Raw genomic sequence first — 16,413 nt, 5'->3', positions numbered from 1 at the left:
TTGTGCAAGGATGTTGAAAGAGATTGTGGAATATGTTGTTAAAAGGAGGTGTTTACAGTGTTAACGTCTGTTGTCGAATTTATCTTTATGATTGCACCACTTGCATTGCTTGCCTTTGTGTTTCGATGGATTCGTTTTATTTATATAAACTCAGAAGAACAAATAAAACAAAATGAACAAATTATTTCGTTGTTATCGGATATAAAGAATCAAAATGAAGAACGGACATGAGTGGGAATACATGTCCGTTTTTTTAATAACGTAATTTCATTAATATGCTTCGAATTTCCTCATCGTTCATAAATAAATCATGATGCTTTTCTGTAATTTTCGCAAGGGCAACGTCATGATAGAAAAATTCTGTGAAAAATTTAACGAATGGCTGAGACATTGTTTTCATTGCTTGCCATGAGTTTTGCTCAACACCTGCAAATAAAATTTCATGATCATCGATAATGATGAGTAAAAAGCGTTCAAGTGCATCATGTTCTTCTGTTGGGATGAGAAGGTGAATTTGTTCTAGTGTTGTATCAAGATTCCCTACAACAAGTGCTTCTATCTCTACACCTTGCTTTTTCTTCTCTTCTAATAACGGCATATATTCTAGGAACGTATCATTCCATGCAGACATACGGATGGATTTCTTTGCTTCCTGCACAAGTTGTTTACTTTGCGCATGAATAGAAGACTGTATTTTTAAGCTCCAAACACGGTCATCTGTATATATTTTTTTCGATACGTTGTTTTGTAACTCTTCAATATTTGATTGAAATTCTGCGGTTAACTTTTCGATAGCAAGCTGCAGCGGCAAGGCGATATATAGTTTTTTCTTTTCAGAAACAGAATCCATCACCATGCCTTTATCAATAAGACGTGCCAATACTTCGTATATCTTTGCTTTCGGAACACCAGAATATTTCACGATGCTCGTTGCATCAAGCGGCTCTTCGCTTGAAACGAGGACTTCGTATGCTTGACTTTCATATTGTGAAAAACCGAATCTTTGTAACATAGTTCCTCCTGAACGAAAATTTCTTCTTTCTTAAGAATAAGGAACTCTCTTCGTGAATACAAGGGAAGAAGCTTCTTCTCTTGTGATTGAAACAGAAGCGGCAGCTATATCAGAAGAAGTTAATGCAGCGACAGAAACACAGGTATCTCATTTAGAAAAAGTGTCAGGAACGATGAAGCAATTAATAGTAGAAATGAGCGATTTGGAAAAGCGAGTAGAACAGTTTAAAATAGAAAATTGAACTTTAGGCTGTCGGGATTTTCCCGACAGCCATTTTTGAATGTTTTTTGGGGCGTATTCATGTCGTATATTGTCGGAAGGTCGATATCCCGCATTAACGGGCAGTAAAGGCTGGGGAAGAGCGGGGAAGAATACTGCCCATAAAAGCCCGATTGGTTCAACTAACCATCAGTGAGAAAAGCGTCACTGATGGAAGTTTCACTTTATGTTGTGTCGAAGCGCCGATAAATGCCCCACTTCCGCCGATATATCGTGAAAAACACCGATATATTGAGATTGTAACTCTTTTCATATTTAATTATGGACAGCTTGGAATGTGAGGATGCCGTTACTTTCTGTTACCATTAATGTCCCGCCAATAGCTTGTGTTGTATATTGATGAGATGTACGATCAGTTAATCCAAGTTGTTCTAAAATAGACATAACACCTTGCTGACCAAGAGAAGGGTCTAAACTCAAAATAACAAGACCTACCGTTGCATAAAAGGCTGAAGTGTCTTGTTCAGAAACATCTGAACCGACAACAGCAACAGCACCGATATTGCCGTTAGATTTATAAATTGTCATGCCAAATCCTAAACCATTGCTGAATGTTCCATTGTACGTAACAGTTGCTTGATCCTCTGTGAATAGCTTAACATTTCCTAAGTTATATCCGGATGGCTTTCCAAGACGGTTAAAAGTGGAAACATATTCTTGGATAGTTCGAGTTGTCTCAGCTTGTGCTGGTTGATGTGGATTAGGTTGGCCCGGTTGAGGAGCAGGTTGTGGGTTTGGGGTAGGAGCTGGGGCTGGTATTTGTTCTGGTGGAACTGGCTTTTCAACTGGAGGAGAAGAAGTTGGTTTGTCTTTCTCTTTCTCACACGCTGTTGTTCCTAGCAGAAGACTTCCTGCTAATAATAAGGTAATAAATAAACGTTTCATAATCCACTTCCTTTCAAAGTTGCGAAAATGCGATTTCTTGCAGAAGTCATATCAATATATGCAGGGCGGACAGAAAAGAGTTACGGTAGATAAGCATATTCTGGGAAAATAAAGTAAAACTTCCATCAGTGGGGGGCATCCCCCACTGATGGTTAGTTGAACCAATCGGGTTTTTACGAGCAGCCATTTTTTTAGGTGAGTTTCTGTCGTATATTGTCGGAAGGTCTTTATATTGTGTCGAAGCGCCGATAAATGCCGTACTTCCGCCGATATATCGTGAAAAGCGCCGATATATTTTTAGTTATGGAGAAAATTTTGTACAATAGTAAAGAATCTACAGAAGAGGTGAACAGAAATGGCAATTGTTGATGTTACCATTATTCCAGTTGGAACAGGCACTACAAGTGTAAGTGAGTATGTAGCGGAAATACAAAAAGTACTTGAGAAAAATGCAGATCGCGTGAAGTATCAATTAACACCAATGAATACAATTATTGAAGGAGAACTTCCGGTGTTATTTGAAGTCATTCAACAAATGCATGAAGTTCCATTTTCTAAAGGCGCAGGTCGCGTAGCAACAAATATTCGTGTTGATGACCGCCGTGATAAAGTCAGCTCCATGGAGAAGAAGTTACAGTCTGTACAGTCGAAGTTATAGAGTGGAACTAATCGGGATTTTACTGCCCGAATAGGAGAAGCAGCGAAATAAGGCTGCTTCTTTTTTAATATGACTTAAAAAAGTAGGACAAGAAAATTGTTTCTATCTTTAAATTTATTTACTATCAAATATGAAGAAATGAGAAGGGAGCTAGAGGGATGAGTGACAAATTTCAAGAACAGTTTGACGGCTTGCTACAGAAGTATACAGAGCTATTATTAGGAGAGAGCAACGAAGAATATAAACAAAAGGTTGAGAAATGGGCGTTATATTCGTATATTGCTAAAACGATGCCAGCTCTTGTAAAGCATTGGAATGAAACGTATCCAGATGCAAAAGAAGAGATGGTAAAGTTAATTACAGAAATTAAAAAGCGAAATGATGAGCATAGACAAAATAAGTGAAAAATAGGAAAAGGCTACTTGTATAAGTGGTCTTTTCTTATTTTTGATGAATAGGCATATGAGTTATTTTTATATAATGTTTGTTTATCTGTATACCACTTTTTATATGAAATGGAAGGAGTGTTTATAGAGAGGAGAAGATGTTAAAAAGCATTTGTCGAAATTATTTTTTGAAGAAGGCATTTTACTATATTGTTACCCATCCCCCGAAATTTCTGTATGTCGAAAAAATTTTTTTCGTATTTTTCCTTTTAAAATTCAATTATACATACATTCTTGTATTATTATGTTAATTATCTAAATAATTATTTGTATCAAATAATTTTAAACAATGATATAATTTAGAAGAGGGGTAAAAAACAGACAAAGTACAGTCATAGGGGTGAAATACATGGAACAATTAATGCGTAATTCTTTCTTGTTTTTATCAAAAAATAAAGCGTTAACAAAACTAGCGAAAAAATACGGTTTACGTTTTGGAGCAGGACGCTTTGTTGCGGGGGAAACAATTGATTTAGCAGTAGCTGCAATTAAAGATTTAAACAAACAAAACCTTTGCGTTACGATCGACTATTTAGGGGAATTTGTTGATAACGAAGCAGAGGCAAATGAAATGGCGGATGAATCGATTGAAGCGATTCGTGCAATCGGTCGCGAAAAGCTAGATTCTCAGCTTTCATTAAAAATGACTTCTATGGGTTTAGATATCTCAGAAAATTTAGTTATGAACAATATGCGCCGTATTTTAGATGCAGCGAAAGAAAACGGTGTGTTTGTAACAATTGATATGGAAGATTATTCACGTTGCGGAAAAACAATTGATATCTTCATGAAATTAAGAGAAGAATATGATAATGTTGGTACAGTAATTCAAGCGTATTTATATCGAACAGAGAAAGATATAGATGATTTGAATGCGTATCATCCAAATTTACGTCTTGTAAAAGGGGCGTATAAAGAGTCTGAAGAAGTTGCATTCCCAGAGAAGAAAGATGTAGATGACAATTATAAAAAGATTATTAGAACGCACTTATTAAATGGTAATTATACAGCAATCGCTTCACATGATGATGCAATTATTGAATATACAAAAAAACTTGCTGAAGAATACAACATTTCTCGTGATCAGTTTGAATTCCAAATGTTATTCGGCATTCGTACAGAGCGTCAACTTGAGCTTGTGAAAGAAGGATATAAAATGCGCGTGTATGTACCATATGGAAACGACTGGTACGGCTACTTCATGCGTCGCTTAGCAGAACGTCCAGCTAACGTAGCATTCGTATTAAAAGGAATGGTTAAAAAATAACCAAGGAAGTTTAAACTTCCTTGGTTATTTTAATTGTTCAAAAGCATAGTCCGCCATCTTTTTTGCATCAGGGTACAGTGTTTTGCGGCCAGAAGAGAGGACAACGGTAATAACCCTTTTCCCGTCTTTCTCATCTACTGTAGCGACTGTATATTCTGCTAATGTAGAAAGACCGCTTTTGCTTCCAATCGCATGTGGATCAGCGTACAGTTCTTCACGTCCATAGTTTGCGATTTTTTTCGTTTGCATGGATGTATGTATAGTTGTATGAATGGTATTCATATCTTGTAAGACTTCTGGATACTTTAATACTTTTTTTGTAATAAGTGCTAAATCATATGGTGAAATTTTATTTCCAAGCGCATCAGCCCCGCTTGCATTTTTAAACGTTGTATGTGTCGCTCCGAGCTGTTTTGCTCGTTCATTCATCATTTTTGCGAATTTTTCTTTGGAACCGGCGATATGTTCTGCGATCGATTCAGCGATTGGATCGGCGCTAATAACAAGCATCAACTTTAATGCCTCATCGCGCTTTAGCTTTTCTCCAGCATGTAGTGTAATTTTTTTACTTTGGCTTTCTGTTTTTATTGCATGTTCTGTAACGGTAATTTCTTCATCTTCTTTTACATTTTCTAGTAGAAGAAGAGCAGTCATCATTTTCGTTACACTTGCTGGGTAGGAGCGTTCATGTTCACGTTTTCCATATAAAACTTCTCCTGTATTTGCATCAATTGTCACGCCGTACTTTCCGTATATATCAGGCTGGGCAGCTCTGGCTACTTTTTGTCTGTGCGCATATAAGGAAAAAATCATCGCAATAAATAATGTAGCAGTAATAACAAGTAGTGTAATCGTTCGTTTCATTCTGTACCCTCTTTTATGTATGGAATAGGCAGCGATATAGCCTATTTTTCATTATGCCACGTTCGCTGCCTATAGTTGTACTCTTATTTTTCACCCATGTTTTGTTTTTTATATTGCTGATTGTTTCCTTGTCGGCCTTTTTCGATGCCGCGATCAACTGGACCAGCATTTCCTGTTACGCTTGTAGAACTAATACCTGCTTTTGATGGGTTTTTCTTAATTTTAGCCATAAGTTATGCCTCCGTGTGATCAATTTTATGGATTTTTAAAGTGTAACTAACCTTTTTAGGAGAAGGTGTTTTAAGAAAGGAAGTTCACTACATATCATGCCCAAAATATAAAAAAGAAATAAGTTCAGAAAATTTTATCTTTAAATATATTGCGAAAATTTAAACAATATCATATATTTATTAGTAGAGGCTCATTCATAGATTGCGACGTTTGTCGAAAAATTGAATGAGCATTCATTCAAGAATAAGGGGGAGAATTGGATGTTCCAAATTAAAAAGGCTGCAGTTCTTGGTTCTGGTGTAATGGGTTCTGGAATTGCTGCGCATTTAGCTAACATCGGTATACCGACATTATTGCTTGATATTGTACCGCCAACGCTTACAAAAGAGGAAGAAGCGAAGGGACTTACATTAGAACATAAAAGTGTACGAAATCGTTTCAGTAACGGAGCGCTGCAAAAATTGTTAAAGCAAAAACCAGCTCCTCTTACAATGAAAGAAAACTTAACGTTAATTGAAGCTGGCAATATGGAAGATGATATGGAACGCCTTGCTGACGTTGATTGGATTATCGAAGTTGTTGTTGAAAATTTGGAAATTAAAAAGAAAGTATTTGAGAAAGTAGACGCTGTTCGCAAGTTAGGTTCTATTGTTAGCTCAAATACATCGGGTATTTCCGTTGAAAAAATGGTAGAAGGGCGTTCAGACGATTTCAAAAAACACTTCTTGGGAACGCACTTTTTTAACCCTCCACGTTATTTAAAACTTCTTGAGATTATACCGACAAAAGAAACGGCTCCTCATGTGTTAGACTTCATGAAATTATTTGGCGAAGATGGACTTGGAAAAGGTGTTGTTGTTGCAAAAGACACACCAAACTTTATTGGAAACCGCATCGGTACGTACGGACTGCTTGTAACGCTGCAAGAAATGCTAAAACGCGGTTATAGCATTGGCGAAGTAGATTCAGTAACAGGTCCGTTAATTGGTCGTCCGAAAAGTGCAACGTTCCGCACATTAGATGTTGTCGGATTAGATACGTTTGTTCACGTTGCAAATAACGTATATGAAAACGTACAAGAAGAAGAGCGTGAAGTCTTCAAAGTGCCAGCTTTCATGCACGACATGTTAGAACGAAAATGGCTTGGAAGTAAGACAGGTCAAGGCTTCTTCTTAAAACAAGGAAAAGAGATTTTAGAGTTAAATCCTGAAACGATGGAATACGAGGCTCGTAAAAATTTGAACGCGGCTTCTGTTGAATTAAGTAAACAGGAAAAAGGATTAGCAAACAAATTGAAAGCGCTTGTATACGCAAAAGACCGCGCTGGCGAATTGTTATGGAACATTATTACGCCAACTCTTCTATATTCAGCAAAGCTTATGAAAGAAATTGCTGATGATATTGTTGCAATTGATAATGCAATGAAATGGGGCTTTGGCTGGGAGCAAGGACCATTTGAAATTTGGGATGCAATTGGCGTTGAGAAGTCCGTTCAGAAAATGGAGGAAGACGGTCAAGTTGTTCCAGCGTGGGTAAAAGAAATGATCGAGAAAGGCATTACATCATTCTATAAACATGATAATGGTGAGAGCTATTACTATGATAACGGTGAATATAAACAAATCGTTCGTAATAAAAAGGCAATTTCTCTAAAACAACTGAAAGAGAAAAATGGCGTACTGAAGAAAAATAGCGGTGCGAGCCTTATTGATTTAGGCGATGGCATCCTTTGCTTAGAATTCCATTCAAAGAGCAACGCAATCGGTATGGATATTACGCAAATGATTAATTACGCTGTCGATGAAGTTGAGAAGAATTATAAAGGACTTGTCATTGGAAACCAATCGAAGAATTTCTGCGTTGGTGCGAACCTTGCGATGATTTTAATGGAAGCGCAAGATGACAATTATTTTGAAATTGAGTGGGTCGTGAAAAACTTCCAAGATGCAATGATGAAAATGAAGTACTGCTCAAAACCAGTCGTGGCAGCGCCTTATGGGATGACACTTGGCGGCGGTACAGAGGTTTGCTTACCGGCAGCTAGCATTCAAGCGTCTAGTGAAACGTACATGGGATTAGTAGAAGTCGGTGTTGGTTTAATCCCTGGCGGAGGCGGTAACAAAGAGTTATACATTAAACATTTGAATAAAATGGCAAACGGTGTTGAGTTTGACCTGCAAAAAGTTGCAAATAAAGTGTTTGAAACAGTAGCGATGGCGAAAGTTTCAACATCTGCACAAGAAGCAGCTTCTCATAACTTCTTAGGCGATAAAGATGGTATTAGCGTCAATGGCGATCACTTACTATATGATGCAAAACAAAAGGCACTTGCTTTATATGAAGCGGGCTATAAAGCACCAATTCGTAAAAAGATCCCAGTTGTCGGTGAAACAGGATATGCAACGCTCGTGCTTGGGGCAGAAGCAATGCACTTATCTGGCTATATTTCCGAACATGACTTACACATTGCGAAAAAACTCGCATATGTCATTGCTGGTGGAAAAATCCCATATGGAACAGAAGTTGATGAACAATATTTATTAGATGTGGAACGCGAAGCATTTATCAGTTTAGTGAGCGAAATGAAATCACAAGCAAGAATGCAGCACATGCTTGTAAAAGGAAAACCATTACGTAACTAAGGAGGACGAGTGTTCATGAGAGAAGCTGTTATTGTTGCAGGGGCAAGAACGCCAGTTGGGAAAGCGAAGAGAGGATCATTAAAAACAGTACGTCCTGATGATTTAGGGGCATTAGTTGTAAAAGAAACATTAAAACGTGCGAATAACTATGACGGTCCAATTGATGATTTAATTTTTGGCTGTGCGACGCCAGAAGCAGAGCAAGGTTTAAATATGGCGCGTAATATTGGTGGATTAGCAGGACTTTCTTATAATGTTCCGGCTATTACAATTAACCGTTACTGTTCTTCTGGACTGCAAAGTATTGCTTTTGGTGCAGAGCGTATTATGCTTGGGCATTCGGAAGCAGTATTATCTGGCGGCGCTGAATCTATGAGTTTAGTGCCGATGATGGGACACGTTGTTCGCCCGAACAACCGTCTTGTTGAAGCAGCTCCAGAATATTATATGAGCATGGGACATACAGCGGAGCAAGTAGCAGTGAAATATGGAATTTCCCGTGAAGAGCAAGATGCATTTGCAGTAAGAAGCCATCAGCGTGCAGCAAAAGCATTAGCGGAAGGAAAGTTTGTGGATGAAACAGTACCGGTGGATGTAACACTTCGCACTGTTTCGGCAAATAACAAATTACAAGAAGAAACAATTGTGTTCTCACAAGATGAAGGTGTAAGAGCAGATACGACGTTAGATATTCTTGGGAAACTACGACCAGCATTTAACGTGCGCGGTTCAGTAACAGCTGGCAATTCTTCGCAACTGAGCGATGGCGCAGCAGCAGTACTACTGATGGATCGTGAAAAAGCAGTAAGCGACGGACTAAAGCCGCTTGGAAAATTCCGCTCCTTCGCAGTAGCTGGTGTACCGCCAGAAGTAATGGGAATCGGTCCAATTGCAGCGATTCCAAAAGCGTTAAAATTAGCAGGCTTAGAACTATCTGATATCGGCCTATTTGAACTAAATGAAGCATTCGCTTCTCAATCGATTCAAGTTATTCGCGAACTTGGACTAGATGAGGAAAAAGTAAACGTAAACGGCGGAGCGATTGCACTTGGACATCCACTTGGATGTACAGGAGCGAAATTAACATTATCTCTTATTCATGAAATGAAGCGCCGTAATGAGCAGTTCGGCATCGTGACAATGTGTATTGGTGGCGGAATGGGTGCTGCTGGAGTGTTTGAATTATTGTAAAAAATAAAAAGTGGAAGCGAAGCCACCGAACATTCTAGCCGCTGGAACTGGATTCAATAAAAGTGAAACTAGATAGATAAAGAGTGGAAGCGACTAAAGGGTATAAAAACAAACAAAGGAGGGCTAGCTTCTCTCACAACAAGAGAAGCAGCCTATGAAAATATGAAGGAGGAAATTTTTCATGGAAAAAATAGTAGGAAGTGCAGTAAAAGGCGGCAGCTTTTTAGTTGATGATTTTACAATTGATCAAGTGTTTACACCTGAAGATTATACAGATGAGCATAAAATGATCGCGAAAACGACAGAGGACTTTATCGTAAATGAAGTACTGCCAGAGCTTGAATATTTAGAGCAGCATGAGTTTGATCGTTCCGTTCGTTTATTAAAAGAAGCAGGTGAGCTTGGATTATTAGGTGCTGATGTACCAGAAGAGTACGGCGGCATTGGCCTTGATAAAGTTAGCTCTGCGTTAATTGCAGAAAAATTTTCGCGTGCGGGCGGCTTTGCGATTACGCACGGTGCTCACGTAGGGATTGGATCGTTGCCAATCGTATTATTTGGTAACGAGGGGCAAAAGAAACAATATCTTCCTGCATTAGCAACAGGCGAAAAGTTAGCTGCGTACGCATTAACTGAACCAGGTTCTGGATCTGATGCATTAGGAGCAAAAACAACGGCTCGTTTAAATGCGGAAGGTACACACTATGTATTAAACGGTGAAAAACAGTGGATTACAAACTCTGCTTTCGCTGACGTATTCATTGTATACGCAAAAGTAGATGGCGAACATTTCACAGCGTTTATCGTAGAGAGAGAATACGCTGGCGTATCCACAAGCCCGGAAGAAAAGAAAATGGGTATTAAATGTTCTTCTACTCGTACGTTAATTTTAGAAGACGCATTAGTGCCAAAAGAAAATGTGCTTGGTGAAATTGGGAAAGGTCACGTAATCGCATTTAACATTTTAAATATCGGCCGTTATAAATTAGGTGTTGGTACAGTTGGTTCGGCTAAACGTGCTTTAGAAATTTCAGCACAATATGCAAATCAACGTCAGCAGTTTAAGCAGCCAATTGCTCGCTTCCCATTAATTCAAGAGAAGCTTGCAAATATGGCAGCAAAAATTTATGCAGCAGAAAGCTCTGTATATCGTACAGTTGGTTTATTTGAAAGCCGTATGAGTACATTATCAGAAGAAGAAGTAAAAGACGGTAAAGCTGTAGCAGCTTCTATTGCTGAATATGCAATTGAGTGTTCTTTAAATAAAGTATTTGGTTCTGAAGTATTAGATTACGTAGTAGATGAAGGTGTTCAAATTCATGGTGGTTACGGATTTATGGCAGAGTACGAGATTGAAAGAATGTACCGCGATTCTCGTATTAACCGTATTTTCGAAGGTACGAATGAAATTAACCGCTTAATCGTACCAGGTACGTTCCTGCGTAAAGCAATGAAAGGTGAATTACCACTTCTCGAAAAAGCACAAAAACTACAAGAAGAATTAATGATGATGATGCCGGAAGAAGTAGGCGATGAGCCATTAGCACTGCAAAAACATTTAGTGAAGAATGCGAAGAAAATCGGCTTAATGGTAGCTGGATTAGCTGTTCAAAAGTATGGTAAAGCTTTAGATAAAGAACAAGAAGTTCTTGTGAATATCGCTGATATCGTAAGCAACCTATACGCAATGGAATCAGTAGTTCTTCGTACAGAAAAAGCAATTAAAACAACTGGCCTTGAGAAAAACAAACAAAAAGTTCTATACACTGAAGTATTCTGCCAAGAAGCATTCAATCAAATCGAAGCAGATGCGAAAGAAACAATTATCGCTGTAGAAAATGGCGATATGCTGCGCATGATGTTATCTGCGCTTCGTAAATTTACTCGTCACACACCGCTTAACGTAATTCCGAAGAAACGTGAAATTGCGGCGAAAGTGTTAGAGGATGAGCGTTATACAGTTTAATATGTAAAAAGCAGGAGTCGTTTAGAGCGGCTCCTTTTTTCGTGTTCATCGATATATCGGCGGAAGTAGTATATTTATCGGCGTTTCGATGATGTTCAACATGCGAATCGTTGAGCGACTCCTGCCTTTTTTTTGCCCAAAAATGGAATTTTTAGTGACAAAAACTAATACCATTAGTATAATAAAACTAATATCATTAGTTTTTAAAAGGGAGCTGGAAATATGAGAATGATGCATGAGAAAACGGTATATCAATTGTCATTTTTGCCAAGAGTGTTTCCTGTGAATTGTTACTTTGTGGAGGAAGAAGACGGTTTAACTTTAATTGATGCGGCGCTGCCATATAGCGCAAAAGGCATTTTACAAGCAGCTCAAAAAATCGGAAAGCCGATTACTAATATTGTATTAACACATGCACATGATGATCACATTGGTGCGCTAGATGCATTAAAAGAAGTACTTCCTGATGTTCCTGTTTATATTTCAAAGCGGGACGCACGTTTGTTAGAAGGAGATACGACATTACAAAGAGATGAACCAAATACGCCAATAAAAGGCGGTGTACCTAAAAAAGTAAAGACAAGACCAGATGTTTTATTAGAAGATGGAGATCGAATTGGATCGCTTCTTGCGATTATGACACCGGGACATACACCAGGTTCCATGTCGTTTCTTGATACGCGAAATAACACTCTTATTGTCGGAGATGCATTTCAAACAAGAGGAGGCACTGCCGTTTCAGGACAAATGAAATTTTGGTTCCCGTTTCCTGCGATGGCAACGTGGAGTAAAGAAGTAGCATTACAGAGTGCAGAGAGATTAAGAGAATATGGGTCTTCCTTACTTGCAGCAGGACATGGAAAAATGATAAAGGATCCAGCCGCGGCAATAGACCGTGCGATTGAGGAAGCAAAGCGAAATATAGAAAGCATGAAAGAAGGTTAATTTATGTCACCGAGAATAGGGCTTACATTACAGAAAATCATCGATACAGCAGCAGAAATCGCAGATGTAAACGGAATGCAAGAAGTAACATTAGCGTCATTATCGCAAAGGCTAGGAATACGCTCTCCCTCTCTATATAATCATGTGAAAGGTTTACAAGACGTACGAAAAAACCTTGGTGTTTATGGAATAGAGCAGCTGCATGAGGAGCTGAAAGAGGCGGTAGAGGGTAAAAGTATGGATGAAGCAATTCATGCATTGGGAGAAGCGTACGTGTCGTTTGTCCGAAAACATCCTGGATTGTATGAAGCAACTTTTTTACGAGATGAAGAAGTACAACAAGCAGGAGATGGAATTGTAGAGCTTTGCCTTCATGTTTTACAACACTATGGTTTAGAGGGTGAAAAAGCACTCCATGCGACGCGTGGATTAAGAAGTATTTGTCACGGATTTGCGTCGATTGAACAGCAAGGTGGATTTGGATTGCCGCTGGATTTAGATGTGAGTTTACATTTATTACTGGAAACGTTTATTAAAGGGCTACATGTAATAAAAGAATAAATAAGGGGAGAGAAAACATGAATTTTTTGCTGTTCATGCTTCTTTTTACAGTAGGTTGCGGCTTGTTAGAGATGAAAGTGCAAAAGGATGTGAAGTGAAATGTTTGCAGGACATTTTGGCTTAGCTGCAGCAGTGAAGGCAAAGTCACCGAAAATACCGCTTTGGGCTCTCATGTTAAGCACACAACTATTGGACGTCATCTTTGTGCCGCTTTATGTTTTAGGAGTAGAGACAATAGAACCTATTGGTGGTAATGGCTATGGTGAAGCAGTGATTCATGCGGATTATTCACACTCTTTAATAGGAGCACTGTGTATTGCCTTTTTTGCAGGAATAGTGGGTATGAAGTTTTGGGGAAGACGAAGTGGCTTTGTTATTGGAGCGGTAGTTTTTAGTCATTGGATCCTTGATTTACTTGTGCATCGTGCTGATTTGCCATTACTTCCAGGGAATTTCGGAGACTTACCTATGCTTGGTTTTGAGTTGTGGCGATTTCCAGCTATTAGTATCGCATTGGAATGTATTCTTATTGCATTAGGTAGTATATCATACTTTCGATATGTTGTTTCGAGTGTAGAGCAACAAAAGAAATCTATAGCAAGAGTAGCCGGCGGTGTAGTAGTTGTGTTATTAATTCTTTCGTTAATTACAGATGTAGTTGGCTTTGCGGCTTGAGTATGAATAAGAGGGAACCTTAGAAGCAATCCTAAGGTTTTTTTAGTGTATACAATCTAAAAATAGATAGATACTAAATCTTGAATGAACAAAGAAAGGAAGGCTGTTACGATGCAAAATTTAAACGAGCTTGAAGTGGAGAATTTACGTCATCTTATTGGCGGGCATGCAACAGTTATTAACAAATTACAAGAGTATGCACAAGCATGTACGGATCCGCAGCTGAAGCAGATGCTGCAAAAAGATGTGCAAGATGCACAAAATACGAAACAACAATTAATGTCTTTTCTAGGATAGGGGGGTAAAGAACATGAATGAAAAAGATATGGTAAATGATTATTTAGCTGAATTAAATGCAAGTTTAACAGGCTATGCGAATTACATTGCTCAAACGAATAACGATCAATTATATCAAACGTTAATTCAAATTCGTAATCAAGACGAAATGCGTCAACGTAATCTGTATCAATTCGCAAAACAAAAGAATTATTATCAACCAGCAGCTCCTGCTAATCCAACGATTGTTCAGCAGTTGAAGAATCAATTAAGTGCACAATAAGAAAAGAGATTTTTTAAAACGGGTGACGTGATTGAGACGTTACCTGTTTTTTTGTGAAAGTAAAAAGTTCGTGACTTTGTCGAAATTATATGTAAGGGGACATAAAACGTCCATATTATTGTGATATATTTCACAAATTGTACATGGTTTCCATGGTAAAAACTTCTATAATAAAAAGTGTAAAGAACACAACAAAAAGAAAATTACACTAAGAAGCAGGTGAGATTGTCATGAATAGAAACACAAGAAAGATTGCGATTATTGGTACTGGATTAGTTGGATCAAGCTGTGCGTATTCTATTGTGAATCAAGGAATCTGTGAAGAATTAGCGTTAATTGATCTCAATCATGAACGAGCAGTCGGCGAAGCAATGGATTTATCACACTGTATTAATTTTACAAATACAAGAACAAAAGTATATGCAGGAACTTATGAAGACTGCAAAGATATGGATATTGTTATTATTACAGCAGGACCTGCTCCAAAGCCAGGTCAAAGTCGCCTTGATACTTTAGGGGCAAGTGCGAAAATTATGGAGAGTATCGTATCAAGTGTAATGGAGAGCGGATTTGATGGTATCTTCCTAATCGCATCAAACCCAGTTGATATTATTACTTATCAAGTTTGGAAATTATCAGGTTTGCCAAGAAATCGCGTCCTTGGTACTGGGACATCATTAGATTCTTCTCGTTTAAGAACAATTTTATCTGAAATGCTGGAAGTTGACCCTCGTAGCATTCACGGTTACTCATTAGGTGAGCATGGCGATTCACAAATGGTTGCTTGGTCACATGTAACAGTAGGTGGAAAGCCTGTCTTGCAAATTTTAGAGGAGCAAAAAGAGCGTCTAGGTGAAATTGATTTAGATGAAGTTGTGGAAAAAACAGCAAAAGCTGGTTGGGAAATTTATAAACGGAAAGGAACTACTTATTATGGTATTGGGAATGCGTTAGCTTATATTGCACGTTCTATTTTTAATGATGATCACTGTATTATTGCTGTATCAGCCGTTTTAGACGGTGAATATGGTGAGTATGAAATATCCACAGGTGTACCAGCTATCATTACAAGAGATGGTATAAAAGAACTTGTCGAACTGAACTTAACAGAAGCTGAAGAAAGCCGATTTGCAAAATCAAATGACATTTTACGCGACTACATGAAAACAATCGGTTACTAAACTAGAAGAAGGTGAAACAGATGAAGGAATATATCATGCCTCGTATATTCAAAGGATCTGCAGGAATTGCACAAGGTATTTTCGTATCTCTTGGAATTGGTTTGCTCATCGAAAATATAGGAAGAATTGCTGATATTCCTATGTTAATTACAATTGGAGTTGTTGCAAAATCACTTATGGCACCAGCAATTGGAGCAGGAATCGCTTTTATGCTTGGAGCAAATGGACTTGTCGTTTTCTCAGCGATGGTTGCAGGAGCGATTGGAGCTGGATCAATTTCGATTACTGCAGCCGGCTTGATGATTAAAACTGGTGAACCAATTGGTGCGTTATTAACAGCAACACTAGCAGTTTATATCGGTAAACGATTAAGCGGAAAAACTGCTTTAGATATGATGCTTGTTCCGTTTGCTGCAATATTAGGTTCAGGTTTAGTTGGTATTTGGTTATCCCACAATATTAGCCCGGTTTTAAATGCGGTTGGAGCATTTATTAAAGATAGCTCAGCAGGCAGTCCGTTTATTGCTTCTATTTTACTTTCAGTTGTTTGGGGATTATTATTAATTTCTCCAGCGTCATCAGCAGCTTTAGCGATTGCCCTTAGCCTAGACGGCGTAGCAGGCGGTGCTGCACTTGCAGGATGCGTCGCTCAATTTATCGGATTCGCTGTTATCTCTGCGAAAGAAAATAATTTAGGCGGTATTTTGGCACAAGCCCTTTGTACACCGAAAGTACAGCTTCCGAATATTACTAAGAACCCGATGATTCTTGTACCAACTGTTGTCGCCAGTGCAATTGTAGGTCCTGTATCGGCGCTTGTATTCCAAATGACAGCGGGGAAAGAAATTGCGGGTCTTGGACTTAGTTCTTTAATCGCACCAATTAACTTAATTTCAAGCAAAGGATTAAGTGTTGTTCCAGCGATGGTAATTACTTATATCATAATTCCAGTAGCTGTTTCTTATATACTGTATATGATTTTGAAAAAAGCAGGTCGCATTAAACCTGGCGACATGACTGTACCGCAATCTTAAAGATTAGTAAGAGTGTG

19 protein-coding genes are annotated in these 16,413 nt (G+C 38.4%); 15 read left to right on the top strand and 4 right to left on the bottom strand.

Annotated features, from left to right (window positions below):
* Nucleotides 1–57 precede the first annotated feature (57 nt).
* Nucleotides 58–231, top strand: a complete 174-nt coding sequence (locus tag NKR74_RS21715) for a hypothetical protein (protein ID WP_253631215.1) — start codon at nt 58–60, stop codon at nt 229–231.
* 22 nt (nt 232–253) lie between these two features.
* On the opposite strand, the gene NKR74_RS21710 is transcribed toward NKR74_RS21715, so the two are convergent.
* The gene (locus tag NKR74_RS21710; RefSeq protein ID WP_253630802.1) at nt 254–1,012 is read right to left on the bottom strand and encodes a TrmB family transcriptional regulator; all 759 of its coding nucleotides are present in this window, start codon (nt 1,010–1,012) and stop codon (nt 254–256) included.
* A gap of 52 nt (nt 1,013–1,064) precedes the next feature.
* Between NKR74_RS21710 and NKR74_RS21705 the strand changes: the two genes are divergently transcribed.
* On the top strand, nt 1,065–1,253 hold the full coding sequence (locus NKR74_RS21705) for a hypothetical protein (RefSeq protein WP_253631214.1): 189 nt from the start codon (nt 1,065–1,067) through the stop codon (nt 1,251–1,253).
* A gap of 293 nt (nt 1,254–1,546) precedes the next feature.
* Here the strand turns inward: NKR74_RS21705 and NKR74_RS21700 are convergent, their stop codons facing one another.
* Nucleotides 1,547–2,176 carry an adhesin gene (locus NKR74_RS21700; RefSeq protein ID WP_253630801.1) on the bottom strand — a complete coding sequence of 210 codons (630 nt, stop codon included), beginning with the start codon at nt 2,174–2,176 and terminating at the stop codon, nt 1,547–1,549.
* 355 nt (nt 2,177–2,531) lie between these two features.
* Here NKR74_RS21700 and NKR74_RS21695 point away from each other — a divergent pair, with 355 nt between their 5' ends.
* The 3 genes from NKR74_RS21695 to NKR74_RS21685 all read left to right on the top strand — a co-directional run bounded on the left by NKR74_RS21695 (nt 2,532) and on the right by NKR74_RS21685 (nt 4,547).
* Nucleotides 2,532–2,834: an MTH1187 family thiamine-binding protein gene (locus tag NKR74_RS21695; RefSeq protein WP_090998954.1), complete on the top strand. Its 303-nt coding sequence runs from the start codon at nt 2,532–2,534 to the stop codon at nt 2,832–2,834.
* Between the two features lie 158 nt (nt 2,835–2,992).
* Nucleotides 2,993–3,238 carry a YusU family protein gene (locus NKR74_RS21690; protein WP_098308883.1) on the top strand — a complete coding sequence of 82 codons (246 nt, stop codon included), beginning with the start codon at nt 2,993–2,995 and terminating at the stop codon, nt 3,236–3,238.
* 391 nt (nt 3,239–3,629) lie between these two features.
* The gene (locus tag NKR74_RS21685) at nt 3,630–4,547 is read left to right on the top strand and encodes a proline dehydrogenase family protein (RefSeq protein ID WP_098308881.1); all 918 of its coding nucleotides are present in this window, start codon (nt 3,630–3,632) and stop codon (nt 4,545–4,547) included.
* Between the two features lie 24 nt (nt 4,548–4,571).
* Here NKR74_RS21685 and NKR74_RS21680 read toward each other — a convergent pair whose 3' ends face one another.
* Both NKR74_RS21680 and NKR74_RS21675 read right to left on the bottom strand, forming a co-directional pair.
* On the bottom strand, nt 4,572–5,411 hold the full coding sequence (locus NKR74_RS21680) for a D-alanyl-D-alanine carboxypeptidase family protein (RefSeq protein WP_098308879.1): 840 nt from the start codon (nt 5,409–5,411) through the stop codon (nt 4,572–4,574).
* Nucleotides 5,412–5,494: 83 nt separating this feature from the next.
* Nucleotides 5,495–5,641, bottom strand: coding sequence for a YuzL family protein (locus NKR74_RS21675; RefSeq protein ID WP_090916082.1), 147 nt, complete (start codon nt 5,639–5,641; stop codon nt 5,495–5,497).
* Between the two features lie 261 nt (nt 5,642–5,902).
* On the opposite strand from NKR74_RS21675, the gene NKR74_RS21670 reads away from it, so the two are divergent.
* The 10 genes from NKR74_RS21670 (at nt 5,903) to NKR74_RS21625 (ending at nt 16,396) form a co-directional block, all read left to right on the top strand.
* A complete protein-coding gene (locus tag NKR74_RS21670) occupies nt 5,903–8,284 on the top strand; it encodes a 3-hydroxyacyl-CoA dehydrogenase/enoyl-CoA hydratase family protein (protein WP_098308877.1) in 2,382 nt (793 codons plus the stop codon).
* A gap of 15 nt (nt 8,285–8,299) precedes the next feature.
* The gene (locus NKR74_RS21665) at nt 8,300–9,475 is read left to right on the top strand and encodes an acetyl-CoA C-acetyltransferase (RefSeq protein WP_098308875.1); all 1,176 of its coding nucleotides are present in this window, start codon (nt 8,300–8,302) and stop codon (nt 9,473–9,475) included.
* Nucleotides 9,476–9,656: 181 nt separating this feature from the next.
* Nucleotides 9,657–11,441, top strand: a complete 1,785-nt coding sequence (locus NKR74_RS21660; protein WP_098308873.1) for an acyl-CoA dehydrogenase family protein — start codon at nt 9,657–9,659, stop codon at nt 11,439–11,441.
* 222 nt (nt 11,442–11,663) lie between these two features.
* Nucleotides 11,664–12,386, top strand: coding sequence for an MBL fold metallo-hydrolase (locus tag NKR74_RS21655; protein ID WP_253630800.1), 723 nt, complete (start codon nt 11,664–11,666; stop codon nt 12,384–12,386).
* A gap of 3 nt (nt 12,387–12,389) precedes the next feature.
* Nucleotides 12,390–12,947: a TetR/AcrR family transcriptional regulator gene (locus NKR74_RS21650; RefSeq protein WP_253630799.1), complete on the top strand. Its 558-nt coding sequence runs from the start codon at nt 12,390–12,392 to the stop codon at nt 12,945–12,947.
* Nucleotides 12,948–13,046: 99 nt separating this feature from the next.
* Nucleotides 13,047–13,622 carry a permease gene (locus tag NKR74_RS21645; protein ID WP_253630798.1) on the top strand — a complete coding sequence of 192 codons (576 nt, stop codon included), beginning with the start codon at nt 13,047–13,049 and terminating at the stop codon, nt 13,620–13,622.
* 111 nt (nt 13,623–13,733) lie between these two features.
* Complete coding sequence (locus NKR74_RS21640; RefSeq protein ID WP_098308865.1) at nt 13,734–13,919, top strand: hypothetical protein; 186 nt, start codon at nt 13,734–13,736, stop codon at nt 13,917–13,919.
* A gap of 13 nt (nt 13,920–13,932) precedes the next feature.
* Nucleotides 13,933–14,181: a spore coat protein gene (locus tag NKR74_RS21635; RefSeq protein WP_098308863.1), complete on the top strand. Its 249-nt coding sequence runs from the start codon at nt 13,933–13,935 to the stop codon at nt 14,179–14,181.
* A gap of 230 nt (nt 14,182–14,411) precedes the next feature.
* Complete coding sequence (locus NKR74_RS21630) at nt 14,412–15,362, top strand: L-lactate dehydrogenase (RefSeq protein WP_098308861.1); 951 nt, start codon at nt 14,412–14,414, stop codon at nt 15,360–15,362.
* Nucleotides 15,363–15,382: 20 nt separating this feature from the next.
* The gene (locus NKR74_RS21625) at nt 15,383–16,396 is read left to right on the top strand and encodes a PTS sugar transporter subunit IIC (RefSeq protein WP_253630797.1); all 1,014 of its coding nucleotides are present in this window, start codon (nt 15,383–15,385) and stop codon (nt 16,394–16,396) included.
* Nucleotides 16,397–16,413 lie beyond the last annotated feature (17 nt).

The sequence above is a fragment of the Bacillus sp. 3103sda1 genome (genome assembly GCF_024159135.1).
GTDB classification, from domain to species: domain Bacteria; phylum Bacillota; class Bacilli; order Bacillales; family Bacillaceae_G; genus Bacillus_A; species Bacillus_A rhizoplanae.
This window is presented reverse-complemented; position numbering and strand designations above follow the sequence as displayed.

Bases quoted from the DNA above. Each gene is read 5' to 3' on its own strand.
- NKR74_RS21680 (WP_098308879.1), bottom strand. From the start codon at position 5,411: ATGAAACGAACGATTACACTACTTGTTATTACTGCTACATTATTTATT.
- NKR74_RS21650 (WP_253630799.1), top strand. From the start codon at position 12,390: ATGTCACCGAGAATAGGGCTTACATTACAGAAAATCATCGATACAGCA.
- NKR74_RS21665 (WP_098308875.1), top strand. From the start codon at position 8,300: ATGAGAGAAGCTGTTATTGTTGCAGGGGCAAGAACGCCAGTTGGGAAA.
- NKR74_RS21655 (WP_253630800.1), top strand. From the start codon at position 11,664: ATGAGAATGATGCATGAGAAAACGGTATATCAATTGTCATTTTTGCCA.
- NKR74_RS21685 (WP_098308881.1), top strand. From the start codon at position 3,630: ATGGAACAATTAATGCGTAATTCTTTCTTGTTTTTATCAAAAAATAAA.
- NKR74_RS21625 (WP_253630797.1), top strand. From the start codon at position 15,383: ATGAAGGAATATATCATGCCTCGTATATTCAAAGGATCTGCAGGAATT.
- NKR74_RS21670 (WP_098308877.1), top strand. From the start codon at position 5,903: ATGTTCCAAATTAAAAAGGCTGCAGTTCTTGGTTCTGGTGTAATGGGT.
- NKR74_RS21695 (WP_090998954.1), top strand. From the start codon at position 2,532: ATGGCAATTGTTGATGTTACCATTATTCCAGTTGGAACAGGCACTACA.
- NKR74_RS21640 (WP_098308865.1), top strand. From the start codon at position 13,734: ATGCAAAATTTAAACGAGCTTGAAGTGGAGAATTTACGTCATCTTATT.
- NKR74_RS21660 (WP_098308873.1), top strand. From the start codon at position 9,657: ATGGAAAAAATAGTAGGAAGTGCAGTAAAAGGCGGCAGCTTTTTAGTT.
- NKR74_RS21710 (WP_253630802.1), bottom strand. From the start codon at position 1,012: ATGTTACAAAGATTCGGTTTTTCACAATATGAAAGTCAAGCATACGAA.
- NKR74_RS21635 (WP_098308863.1), top strand. From the start codon at position 13,933: ATGAATGAAAAAGATATGGTAAATGATTATTTAGCTGAATTAAATGCA.
- NKR74_RS21645 (WP_253630798.1), top strand. From the start codon at position 13,047: ATGTTTGCAGGACATTTTGGCTTAGCTGCAGCAGTGAAGGCAAAGTCA.
- NKR74_RS21690 (WP_098308883.1), top strand. From the start codon at position 2,993: ATGAGTGACAAATTTCAAGAACAGTTTGACGGCTTGCTACAGAAGTAT.
- NKR74_RS21700 (WP_253630801.1), bottom strand. From the start codon at position 2,176: ATGAAACGTTTATTTATTACCTTATTATTAGCAGGAAGTCTTCTGCTA.
- NKR74_RS21630 (WP_098308861.1), top strand. From the start codon at position 14,412: ATGAATAGAAACACAAGAAAGATTGCGATTATTGGTACTGGATTAGTT.
- NKR74_RS21675 (WP_090916082.1), bottom strand. From the start codon at position 5,641: ATGGCTAAAATTAAGAAAAACCCATCAAAAGCAGGTATTAGTTCTACA.